The following is a 10966-nucleotide window of genomic DNA, read 5'->3' as shown; positions in this document are numbered from 1 at the left end:
CTCACTTCGAGCGGGCGTTCGATCGGTTGCAGACCGCGCTGGAGCGTCTGCAGCAAAACGAGCCTGACGCGCCGCATCTGCGCCCGCTGTTCTGGCTGTTGCGCAATCTGCGCGCAATTGACGCGCAGCTGGGGTCGATAGAGTCAGAACAGTCTCTGACCAGCGAGACCCTGCCGCGCGATAACCGCCTGTCGCGTGAGGGGCTGAGCGGCTGGAGCGATATTCGCCTGCGGCTGAGCCGCCATATGACGCCCGCCTCCGCGCTGTTCCGTCATGCGGTGCGCATGACCGTCGTGCTCTGTATCGGTTACGGTTTTATCCAGCTCACCGGGCTTCACCGCGGCTACTGGATCCTGCTCACCAGTCTGTTTGTTTGTCAGCCCAACTATAACGCCACGCGGCGCAGGCTGGCATTGCGTATCGGCGGTACCCTGGCAGGTATTGCTATCGGTCTGCCGGTGCTCTGGCTGGTGCCCTCAACCGAAGGTCAGCTGGTGCTGATTGTCGTCAGCGGCGTGCTGTTTTTCGCTTTTCGTCAGGTGCAGTATGCGCAGGCGACGCTGTTTATCACCCTGCTGGTGCTGCTCTGCTTCAATTTGCTGGGAGAAGGCTTTGAGGTCGCGCTGCCGCGCATTGTCGATACGCTGCTGGGGTGCGCGCTCGCCTGGCTGGCGGTGGCCTTTATCTGGCCCGACTGGCGCTTCCGGCAGCTGCCCGCGGTGGCGGAGCGGACCCTGAACGCTAACTGCCGCTATCTGGATGCGATTATGGAGCAGTATCACCAGGGCAAAGATAACCGCCTGGCCTATCGTATTGCGCGACGCGATGCCCATAACGCCGATGCGGAGCTGGCCTCCGTGGTCTCAAATATGAGCGGCGAGTCGCGTACGCACCAGAAACATAAAGAGTCCGCTTTCCAGCTGCTCTGCCTTAACCACTCTTTCCTCAGCTATATCTCCGCGCTGGGCGCGCACCGCGATAAGCTTACCGACGGTGCGCTGCTTACGCTGCTCGACGACACGGTTTGCTATGTGGAAGATGTGCTGCAAACCGATGTGGTGAGCGATGCCGAGGCGGAAAGTATGCAGAGCGCCCTGACGCAGCGTATCAGCGATATGGCGGCCAATCAGGAGACGCGCGCGCCGCTGGTGTTGCAGCAGTTAGGATTGCTGGTGGCCTTGCTGCCGGAGATCGCCCGCCTGCGCCGCACGCTGGCGTCCTCTTAAGAATGATCTCCCTTTAGCGCCTGCTGATACCATTCATTTAGCTCCGCCCTGACGGCCTGCGGCAGGGCAGCTTCATGCCGTCCTTTTATTGCGCCCTCAAGGGCCAGCAAGGTTTTAAATCCAATATGCCGGTTTATCGCCCGGAGCCTGAGCCAGCACTGTTTCGAACCCAGGTCGATCAGGTGCCGTACGGTTTTGACGCCGGCCTCATGCAGCAGAAGCTCTATGCGCAGGCTCAGGTTCGGCAAATCCTTCAGGCGCAGCGGCACCTGCCTGGCCAGAGATTCTTCCTGAGCGGTACGCAGTGAGGCGGCGGACAGCGTCAGCAACTGATGAGGATCGCTCCACAGCACGTCGTCGACGCGGTAGTAGTTGAGGCTGACAGCGGTTCCTCGCTTGCGAAATATCAGCGGCTGCATAGGTTCCCGCGCTGCATATTCCCGTAATGCTTCGCTGGCGCGCAGATAGAGCGCGTCATCATTTACCAGCGCGAAAACCACTTTTTCTACCGCCAGCGCATAGCCGCCAAACTGAGTACGAGATTCGATGTGGCCTAACGCGGCCAGACGGTTACGTGACCGTTCTACGATAGGGTGCTGTTTTTTCATAGCACGCTCTCCTTGTGCAAAAATACGGCTAAAAAGTCATGCCAATCAGGCCGTTAGAGATATAGAAAAAATCCGTTAAGGGTTCAATTAATTATTGCGTTCCCGCCTCACCTTCTCCTGTTTTTGCGAGCCGTTTTCCAAATTTGAGGTTGATCTTTATCCAGGAAGTCATTACTGTATATCCATACAGTCAAATGCTGAGTGGTTAACTTATGCGCACCCAACACTTTAATAATGCAGGCTTTGCCCATCGACATGTCTCCTCTTCTAAGCCGTCGCAGCACAGCGGCTGGATCACGGAACTGCGCTACAGCGAACAGCCCGGCATGATGCAAATGTTGCTGCTGCCGTTACTGCAACAGCTCAGCCAGGAGTCTCGCTGGCAGCTGTGGCTGACGCCCGCGCATAAGCTTAATCGCGCCTGGCTGCAGCAGTCGGGTCTGCCACTGGAAAAAAGCATGCACGTTGCGGACTCAGAGCGGTGCACTTCCGTAGAAGCGATGATTAAAGCTTTGCGTACAGGGAATTACAGCGTTGTGCTCGCGTGGATCCCTTACGATCTTGATGAGGAAGAGCGACGCGAATTAGAGCAGGCGGCAGCGGAAGGAAAAGCGCTGGGATTGATTATGCGCCCAAACGGGAGCTCAACAGCCCCCCTGCGACCAAATAAAGGCCTAAAAATTCAGTCGGATTTGTTTCATTGAGTAAAATTAGGATTTTTCTCGCGCCTTTTGCCATTTTTGTTTCAGCTAAGCCACTGATTCTTTTCCTTCCAGCTTTGACAATGGTTTAGCTGCATTTTGCTCGAAAACCGGCCGACATTAAGGCCGGGTCAAATGTTAGAATATGTGTATAAAGCCCTGTTTTTTTGCAGCATCCCCTCACATCATACTTGTAACTTTCCAATCTCGTTGTAGACTTTACCTCGCCAGGGTGCTCAATAATCTCCGTTTTTTATCGGTAGAGTCATAAGCGAGCGTATTAACCCGGCGAAGGATTACAACCAAGAGCATCCCTTTTTGCTCATTGCCTATTTGGATGATAACGAGGCGCAAAATGAAAAAGACAGCTATCGCAATTGCAGTGGCACTGGCTGGCTTCGCTACCGTAGCGCAGGCCGCTCCGAAAGATGACACCTGGTATACCGGTGCTAAACTGGGCTGGTCTCAGTATCATGATACTGGTTACTACGGTAACGGTTATGGCAACAACAATGGCCCGACTCACGAATCTCAGCTTGGCGCTGGTGCATTCCTGGGTTACCAGGCTAACCCGTACCTGGGCTTCGAGCTGGGTTACGACTGGCTTGGCCGTATGCCGAACAAAGGCACCGTAAACAACGGCGCATTCAAAGCACAGGGCATTCAGCTGGCTGCTAAACTGAGCTATCCGATCACTGACGATCTGGATGTCTACACCCGTCTGGGTGGTATGGTATGGCGTGCTGACGCAACTCAGAACAACGCTGTTTACGGCCGCATCAGCGACCACGACACCGGTGTTTCTCCGCTGGCAGCAGTGGGTGTTGAATACGCTCTGACTCAGAACTGGGCAACTCGTCTGGACTACCAGTGGGTTAACAACATCGGTGATGCGCAGACTGTTGGCGCACGTCCTGACAATGGCATGCTGAGCGTAGGCGTTTCATACCGCTTCGGTCAGGATGAAGTTGCACCGGTTGCAGCTCCGGCACCGGCTCCGGCTCCAGTTGTTGAAACCAAGCGTTTCACCCTGAAGTCTGACGTGCTGTTCACCTTTAACAAAGCTACCCTGAAGCCGGAAGGCCAGCAGGCTCTGGATCAGCTGTACAGCCAGCTGAGCTCAATGGATCCGAAAGACGGTTCTGTTGTCGTTCTGGGCTTCACTGACCGCATCGGCTCTGACCAGTACAACCAGAAACTGTCTGAGAAACGCGCTCAGTCTGTGGTTGACTACCTGGTATCTAAAGGTATCCCGTCTAACAAGATCTCTGCACGTGGCATGGGCGAATCTAACCCAGTTACCGGCAACACCTGTGACAGCGTGAAAGGCCGTAAGGCTCTGATCGACTGCCTGGGTCCGGACCGTCGCGTAGAAATCGACGTGAAAGGTATCAAAGACGTTGTAACTCAGCCACAGGCTTAAGTTACTCCGTAAGAAAAACCCCGCAAAGCGGGGTTTTTTTATGTCTGCTGATTAACGTTTTACGCGCCGCGTTATTCGCTGCCCGTTTCTGATTTACCGAGAATGGCCTGCAGGTCCTGTTTCAGGCTCGACATCTGCGTGGCGTATTTCTCTTTACGTTCCGCATCTTCAATCAGCTGAACGATGGTTTCCGACAGCGTACAGCCGCGACGCTGTGCCAGCCCCGCCAGACGTTGCCACACCAGGTACTCCAGATCGATCGACTTTTTACGCGTATGCTGATGTTCCGCATTAAAGTGTCGTTTGCGACGCGCGCGAATCGTCTGTTTAAGACGATTATCCAGGTCCGGGTGAATATGTTGCGCGATCCATTCAGCCACATCGACCGGACGATTTTCCATTGAGAGCAGCTCCTCAACGGCCGCCTGCGCAGCGCTGAGTTCAAGGTGACGCGTGATCAGTTCACCTTCCCGGTGTTTTTTCACCAGGTATTTCCATTTCCATCCACTTTCAAGATTTTCGAGTTGTTGGTATTTCATCGGAATCTCATCGTGACCGCGTAACAAACTAAGAATAACAGTTTTTTTCCTGGATGCAGTAAGGAAAAAGGCGTTGTTTGTCTCAGGGTTAATCCGAACCATGCAGTGCTTAACAAAGGGGTTTCCTGTATAATCCCGCTTTTCTTTAATTAACCAAATGCGATTATTTTGACCAGCTCTCAACTTTCCTGGCAAGACCTGCAGCCGAATATTACCGGATACGCGTCCGTTTTCTCCCGTATTACCGAAGAAGAGACCGATAGCCTGGCGGCGGTACAGCCGCGTTTGCTGAATGCGCTGGCGTATCTCGATCAACAGACCGAAGGCTTTCCCCTTCTGCTGGTGTGCAGTCAGGAGAATGCGGATTACCTGGAACTGATTGCGCGCCAGATAGAGCGTATCGCCGACGAACCCGCTGAGCTGTTCGGCGGACATTATCATATCATTGCGGATAACGTGACCCTGCAGCCTCCCGGCGATGCCTCGCATCCTTTTACCGGTACGGGTCAGGTGCACTTTGCCGAGTGGATTGAGAACGAGCAGCTTTTTGGCTGCGTGCGTCTGCGCCGCGATCGTCTTCAGCTTGAACCGGGCCTGATCCATCGCGCTAACGGCGGTACGCTGGTGCTGTCGCTGCGTACTCTGCAGGCGCAGCCGTTGCTCTGGCTGCGGCTGAAGCGCGCCATTCAGCTGGGGCGTCTGGAGTGGCAGTCTGCGAATGAGCGTCATCCCCTGCCGGTTTCTATTCCCCCGCTTCCGCTAAGCCTGAAGCTGGTGCTGTGCGGCGATCGTGATGCGCTGGCCGCCTTTCAGGAAAGCGATCCGGAACTGCACGAGCTGGCGACCTATACTGAATTCGAAGAGAATCTGCAGGTCGTCGATGAAGACGACATGCTTGCCTGGTGCCGCTGGGCGCAGGATGTTGCGCTGCAGGCGGGGCTTCCTGCGCCGCAAACTGATTTCTGGCCGCCGCTGATCCGCGAGGCGGTGCGTTACACTGGCGATCAGGAAGTGCTGCCGCTCTGTCCGCGCTGGATGCTGCGTCAGATGCGCGAAGCCTTTATGCAGGAGAACGAGCTGAGCGAAGCGGCGTTAGTCGGCGCTCTTGAGACGCGCAGCTGGCGCGAAGCCTTCCTCGCCGAACGCATGCGTGATGAAATCCTGCTAAAACAGATCCTGATTGAAACCGAAGGCGAAATGGTCGGTCAAATCAACGGTCTTTCCGTCGTAGAGTTTCCGGGGCATCCGCGTCCCTGGGGCGAACCTTCACGCATTACCTGTGTGGTTCATCCAGGCGACGGTGAATTTACCGATGTCGAGCGCAAAGCTGAGCTGGGCGGCAACATCCACGCCAAAGGCATGATGATCATGCAGGCGTATCTGATCGCCGAGCTGGAGCTGGATCAACAGCTGCCCTTCTCTGCATCGCTGGTGTTTGAGCAGTCCTACTCGGAAGTTGACGGAGACAGCGCCTCTCTGGCCGAACTGTGCGCCCTGATCAGCGCGCTGGCGAATCAACCGATTAATCAGCAGATTGCGGTAACAGGCTCTGTCGATCAGTTCGGCAACGTCCAGCCGGTAGGCGGCCTGAATGAAAAGATTGAAGGCTTCTTTACGATTTGCAACGAACGTGAGCTCACCGGTCAGCAGGGCGTGATTATTCCGGCGTGCAACGTGCGCCATCTTTGCCTGAGCCAGGAGGTGGTCGACGCCGTTGAACAGGGTCGTTTCCATATCTGGGCGATTGATCGTGCTGATGAAGCGTTGCCGCTGCTGACCGGCGTTATCTGGCGCAGCGAAGATGAGAACGGCGACACGCTGCTGCGCAGGATCCAGGATCGTATTACTCAACTTAATCAGCAGGAAGCGAGCCATCGACCCTGGCCTCTTCGCTGGCTAAACTGGTTTAACCAGAACTGATTAAATTGCCCGGCGTACAGCTGTTCGCTAAACTTCGTGCTTCACTAAAACAAGGCTTATTGAAAACATGGTTGATAAACGCGAATCCTATAGCAAAGAGGACCTGATTGCGTCAGGTCGCGGTGAACTGTTTGGCGAGAACGGTCCGCCGCTTCCGTCAGGCAACATGTTGATGATGGACCGCGTGGTCAAGATGACCGAAGATGGCGGTAAATACGATAAAGGTTTCGTTGAAGCCGAGCTGGATATCAATCCGGATCTGTGGTTTTTCGCCTGTCACTTTATTGGCGACCCGGTGATGCCAGGCTGTCTTGGTCTGGACGCGATGTGGCAGCTGGTAGGTTTCTATCTGGGCTGGCTTGGCGGCGAAGGCAAAGGCCGCGCGCTGGGCGTTGGCGAAGTGAAATTCACGGGCCAGGTACTGCCGACGGCAAAAAAAGTTACCTACCGCATTCACTTCAAGCGTGTCATTAACCGCAAACTGGTGATGGGCGTCGCCGATGGCGAAGTCTTCGTTGATGGTAATCTGATTTATTCTGCCAGCGATCTGAAAGTCGGTCTGTTTAAAGACACCAACGCTTTCTGATAGCGCAAATGAAAACCTCCGCCAGTGCGGAGGTTTCTTCCCTTTCGTGACGAACGATTACACCGTAACCGCCCTGTCCTCCATGGCTTGTCGCCAACCTCCCAACCAGTGAGACTTAGCCTCAATCATCTGATACGGACACATCTCTTTCGAGCGTCCTGTAATACCGGCCTGGTAGCCACGTGAGTGAGCGCGTTCAAGGCGGTCTCGTTTCTGTCTCTTCATACTCCGTATCCCTCATATCAGGTCTGTGGAATCTGGTGGAAAGAAAAAGAGTGGCGAAATAATGCTCAGCCACAGTTAAGTTCTACCCGTCCCGCCCGGAAAGGTCAATGCGCAAATTTCACGCCAGTGTCATCAGTTTGACGTTAAATTGCCATTGTTGCCGCTGGCGGTTTCGCTTATCGCCTTGAAGAGCCAATAAAAAAAGCCCCTTCTCGCCGCAGCATTTCGCTGACAACAATCGGGGGCGTGGCAAAATCTTTACTTAATTTTATTCAGCGGTTATCGCTGCATTGGCGATCTGCTGCGCGGTTTGCTGCCAGCCAACAGCAAGCGTACGTACCAGCGCTTCATAGCCATCTTCGTTTTGCGGCAGCGCCACATCGAAGCCCTGCTTCACCACATGACCATTATGCTGCAGCACCCATTCGCCGCTTACCACGGCGCGCCCGTCATAACGTCCCTGAAAACCGGTCACCGTGACGGTCAGCGTGTCATGCTTCTCGCCCAGCGGCGCGGCGGAAACCAGTCGACCCGGCAGGGCCTTGCTCAGATTGGCGACCAGCGTTTGCTGGAGCTGCTGATCGAGCGGGCTGGCCCACAGATTATTGGCGGCGATAACGTATTTTACGTCGCTGGTCTGATAAACCAGCCCGTTGCCCGCCAGATAATCGGGCACCGCGACCTGCTGCACCCACAACGCCGGCGGCTGCGCTTCGCCGCCGCTGCGCACCTGCATAGCCGCCGGTTGCGACGGCAGCTGGTAGTAGGTGTTATCGATAGTGCTGCTGCACGCGCTTAACAGCAGCGCGGCGCACAAAACGGCTCCTTTTCTCACTGTTTCGCCCTCTTTGGCTGTGGATCCTGACCCGGTTTGGCCTCGAAGACCAGCGCGTTGCTCTTGGTATTGAGCGTTTTCAATACCGGTTGCAGCTCGCGCAGTACCTGATCGAGTCGCTGCATATCACCCACCAGCTTGTTGTAAGCCGGGGAACCTGGCTGCAGCCCTTTCATACTGCGGTTCAGTTCACGCAGCGTTTGCTGCATATCTTCCGGCAGCGTTTTCATCGCCGGGCTGGCGGTGATCTGATTAAGGTTTTTCAGCGTGCCCTGCATTTCACGCAGCGTGCGCTGGCTTTCTTTCAGCGTACCGGTCGCCTCGGTCACTACGTTGTTGAGCGGCAAGGCGTTAATCTTGTCGAGCGCCGCTACCAGTTTCTGCTGGATCTGACTCAGGCCGCCGCTGGTAGTAGGAATGATCTCGTAGCCTGCGATTTTATTCGGGCCTTTATAAGGCGGCACGTTATCGTAGAAGTCGAGATCGATATAGAGCGAGCCGGAGAGCAGGTTGCCGGTTTTCAACGAGGCGCGCAGGCCGCGTTTTTTACCATCCTGCAGATGTTGCTCCAGATTAAAGTCCTGACCCAGTCTGGCGGTAAAGCGGTCAGGCTCAATGCGGATCAGCACCGGCACGCGGTAATCGTTATTCAGCGCCTGATTAACGCCTTCGGTCATAAAGGGCACCTGCGCGACCGTCCCCAGACGGATACCGCGGAACTCAACCGGCGCGCCGACCTGCAGTCCGCGAATCGAATCGGTAAAGAACATCAGGAAATCCACATGGTTAGTGTAGAGCGAATCCTGGATGCTGCGCTGATCGTCAAACAGGTGATAGTCCGCGTGGTTGGTTGCAACCTGGCCTAAATCCCAGCCGTCCGGCACGTCAAAGCTGACGCCGCCGCTAAATAAGGTAGTCAGCGATCCCATTTCGACCCGCATGCCCGATGCCGACATATCCACCGCGATACCGCTGTCCTTCCAGAAGCGGACATTGGTGGTCACCAGCCGATCGTAAGGCGCTGCGATAAAGAGCTGATAGGTCATCATGCGCTTATCGGTATCGAAAGTGCTGGTTTCCACCGTCCCGACGCGATAGCCGCGGAACAATACCGGGTCCCCGGCGGTTAGTTGCCCCGCTTTTTTACTGTCGAGCGTAATGCGGATGCCCTTCGCGTCAGGCGGCGCCAGCGGCGGCGCATCAAGCAGCTGATAGCGATCTTTTGCCTCTTCTTTGGTGCCTGGCTGCATCTCGATATAGGCGCCAGAGAGCAGCGTGTTAAGTCCGGTCACGCCTTCGCGGCCGATCTGCGGTTTCACCACCCAAAAATAGCTGTCGCCATGCAGCAGCTTTTCCATACCGGAGTTGAGGCGCGCGGTGATCTCAACGTGATGCAGATCGTCGGTCAGCTCCGCTTTTTCCACGACGCCGACATCAACGCTGCGGCTTTTGATCGTGGTTTTACCGGCTTCGATACCTTCCGCATTTTCCGTAATCAGGGTCACTTCAGGGCCGAGATGGCTGAAGTGATAAAACAAAATCCATCCGCCGATCAACAGCGTCACGATGGGGACAATCCAGACCGGCGACCAGCGTTTAATCTGGTCAACTTTGGCATGGCCGTGGTTACTTTCCGTCAAGGCGCGGCTCCTTTGTAGTGTGTTCCTGTACGCGATCCCAGGTCAGGCGCGGGTCAAACGTCATAGCGGCGATCATGGTCAGGATCACTACCAGCGCAAACAGCAGCGCGCCCGTCGCGGGATAAACATTCATCAGTTGCCCCATGCGCACCAGCGCAGAGAGCACAGCAATAACAAACACGTCTATCATTGACCAGCGGCCGACAAATTCGACCACCTCATAAATCAGGTGCATCTTTTCGCTGTCGCGCTGCCCGCGCCCGCTGGCGTTCCAGCAGAGCCAGCCAATCGCCAGCATTTTCAACGACGGCACCATAATGCTGGCGATAAAAATAACCAGCGCCACCGGATAAGAGCCATCGCTCCAGAGCAGGATCACGCCCGCCATAATGTTAGACGGATATGGCGTGCCCAAGGTTTCGGTCACCATAATCGGTAACAGGTTCGCGGGGATATAGATCATCAGCGAGGTAAAGAGCAGCGCCAGCGTCCACTGCAGGCTGTGCTTGCGGCGCGGCGCGGCAATGACGCCGCAGCGCGGACAGTCGGGCCGATCCGCCGCCAGGATCGCGGTGCAGCAGGGACAGGAGCGCATCCCCTGCTGTATCCCGCTAACACCCTTTTCAGGCAGGTGCGGCAGCGGCGGCATCGGCGCGATCTGGTTCCACAGCCAGCGGCGATCCACACACTGAAACGCGCGCGTCTGCAGCAGGCAGAACAGGCACCAGGGCCAGAAGCTGGTTTCCAGACCGATATCGCCGTAAGCCATCAGCTTCACGAAGCTGACCAGTACGCCGGCCATAAAGATCTCCGCCATGCCCCAGCTGCGCAGCTGAAACAGGATGCGCGCCAGCCCCAGCCGCAGGCTCACCGGCATTTTTATGCGGTTAACCAGCAGAATAATGGTCACCATGCAGAGCCCAGGGATCGCCTGGACAAACGCCAGAAAGAGCGTGGCGAGGCTGCTGTAATCCTCTGACACCATGACCTTCGGGATCTGCAGCAGCGATATCTGGCTGCTGAGTCCCGCGACCTTCATGGTGATAAAGGGAAACAGGTTCGCCAGCAGCAGCATAAACAGCGCCGCCAGCGCATAGCCGGTTGGGCGTTTGCGCGGCTCAGGCCAGTTAGTGGTCAGCACCGTATGGCAGCGCGGGCAGGAGGCGCGGCTACCCTGCGGCACGTCCGGCAGTTTCACCATTAAATCGCACTGTGGACAAAGCATCCACGCCTGACTTTCAGCGGCAGAACACATCCCGATTC

The 10966-nt window shown here is 55.9% G+C and carries 11 protein-coding genes; 5 read left to right on the top strand and 6 right to left on the bottom strand.

Annotation, left to right across the window (positions count from 1 at the left end):
• Positions 1-1226, top strand: a 1226-nt coding sequence (gene yccS / locus B3797_RS13000; RefSeq protein ID WP_311791295.1) for a YccS family putative transporter, incomplete at its 5' end; no start/stop codon positions are given.
• Here the strand turns inward: yccS and B3797_RS12995 are convergent.
• The gene (locus tag B3797_RS12995) at positions 1223-1834 is read right to left on the bottom strand and encodes a TfoX/Sxy family DNA transformation protein (protein WP_311781819.1); all 612 of its coding nucleotides are present in this window, start codon (positions 1832-1834) and stop codon (positions 1223-1225) included. The two genes, yccS and B3797_RS12995, sit on opposite strands and share 4 nt — an antisense overlap.
• 212 nt (positions 1835-2046) lie before the next feature.
• On the opposite strand from B3797_RS12995, the gene sulA reads away from it, so the two are divergent.
• On the top strand, positions 2047-2538 hold the full coding sequence (gene sulA / locus B3797_RS12990; protein ID WP_311781820.1) for an SOS-induced cell division inhibitor SulA: 492 nt from the start codon (positions 2047-2049) through the stop codon (positions 2536-2538).
• A gap of 352 nt (positions 2539-2890) precedes the next feature.
• Positions 2891-3958 carry a porin OmpA gene (gene ompA / locus B3797_RS12985; RefSeq protein ID WP_311791294.1) on the top strand — a complete coding sequence of 356 codons (1068 nt, stop codon included), beginning with the start codon at positions 2891-2893 and terminating at the stop codon, positions 3956-3958.
• Between the two features lie 71 nt (positions 3959-4029).
• Here ompA and matP read toward each other — a convergent pair whose 3' ends face one another.
• Positions 4030-4497, bottom strand: a complete 468-nt coding sequence (gene matP, locus B3797_RS12980; RefSeq protein ID WP_148104572.1) for a macrodomain Ter protein MatP — start codon at positions 4495-4497, stop codon at positions 4030-4032.
• A gap of 162 nt (positions 4498-4659) precedes the next feature.
• Here matP and B3797_RS12975 point away from each other — a divergent pair, with 162 nt between their 5' ends.
• Together B3797_RS12975 and fabA are read left to right on the top strand one after the other, a co-directional pair.
• Positions 4660-6417, top strand: a complete 1758-nt coding sequence (locus B3797_RS12975) for a Lon protease family protein (RefSeq protein ID WP_311791305.1) — start codon at positions 4660-4662, stop codon at positions 6415-6417.
• Between the two features lie 67 nt (positions 6418-6484).
• Positions 6485-7003 (top strand): bifunctional 3-hydroxydecanoyl-ACP dehydratase/trans-2-decenoyl-ACP isomerase, encoded by a 519-nt coding sequence (gene fabA, locus B3797_RS12970; protein WP_126688655.1) that lies wholly within the window; start codon positions 6485-6487, stop codon positions 7001-7003.
• A 57-nt stretch (positions 7004-7060) separates the two neighbouring features.
• Here fabA and rmf read toward each other — a convergent pair whose 3' ends face one another.
• From rmf to pqiA, 4 genes are all read right to left on the bottom strand, one after another.
• On the bottom strand, positions 7061-7228 hold the full coding sequence (rmf, locus tag B3797_RS12965) for a ribosome modulation factor (protein ID WP_120451870.1): 168 nt from the start codon (positions 7226-7228) through the stop codon (positions 7061-7063).
• Between the two features lie 268 nt (positions 7229-7496).
• A complete protein-coding gene (gene pqiC, locus B3797_RS12960) occupies positions 7497-8063 on the bottom strand; it encodes a membrane integrity-associated transporter subunit PqiC (RefSeq protein WP_311781822.1) in 567 nt (188 codons plus the stop codon).
• Complete coding sequence (gene pqiB, locus B3797_RS12955) at positions 8060-9703, bottom strand: intermembrane transport protein PqiB (protein ID WP_311781823.1); 1644 nt, start codon at positions 9701-9703, stop codon at positions 8060-8062. The genes pqiC and pqiB overlap by 4 nt, the downstream gene beginning before the upstream one ends.
• Positions 9690-10958 carry a membrane integrity-associated transporter subunit PqiA gene (pqiA, locus tag B3797_RS12950; protein WP_311791293.1) on the bottom strand — a complete coding sequence of 423 codons (1269 nt, stop codon included), beginning with the start codon at positions 10956-10958 and terminating at the stop codon, positions 9690-9692. The genes pqiB and pqiA overlap by 14 nt, the downstream gene beginning before the upstream one ends.
• Between the last annotated feature and the right edge of the window lie 8 nt (positions 10959-10966).

This window comes from Pantoea sp. UBA5923, assembly GCF_002431095.1.
Classification (GTDB): Bacteria; Pseudomonadota; Gammaproteobacteria; order Enterobacterales; family Enterobacteriaceae; genus Pantoea; species Pantoea piersonii.
Note: the sequence above shows the minus strand (reverse complement) of the source record. Positions and strands in the feature narration are given on the sequence as shown.

What these genes read in the sequence shown, in the direction of transcription:
- pqiA (WP_311791293.1), bottom strand. Translation starts at nt 10,958, where the DNA reads ATGTGTTCTGCCGCTGAAAGTCAGGCGTGGATGCTTTGTCCACAGTGC.
- matP (WP_148104572.1), bottom strand. Translation starts at nt 4,497, where the DNA reads ATGAAATACCAACAACTCGAAAATCTTGAAAGTGGATGGAAATGGAAA.
- B3797_RS12995 (WP_311781819.1), bottom strand. Translation starts at nt 1,834, where the DNA reads ATGAAAAAACAGCACCCTATCGTAGAACGGTCACGTAACCGTCTGGCC.
- sulA (WP_311781820.1), top strand. Translation starts at nt 2,047, where the DNA reads ATGCGCACCCAACACTTTAATAATGCAGGCTTTGCCCATCGACATGTC.
- rmf (WP_120451870.1), bottom strand. Translation starts at nt 7,228, where the DNA reads ATGAAGAGACAGAAACGAGACCGCCTTGAACGCGCTCACTCACGTGGC.
- fabA (WP_126688655.1), top strand. Translation starts at nt 6,485, where the DNA reads ATGGTTGATAAACGCGAATCCTATAGCAAAGAGGACCTGATTGCGTCA.
- ompA (WP_311791294.1), top strand. Translation starts at nt 2,891, where the DNA reads ATGAAAAAGACAGCTATCGCAATTGCAGTGGCACTGGCTGGCTTCGCT.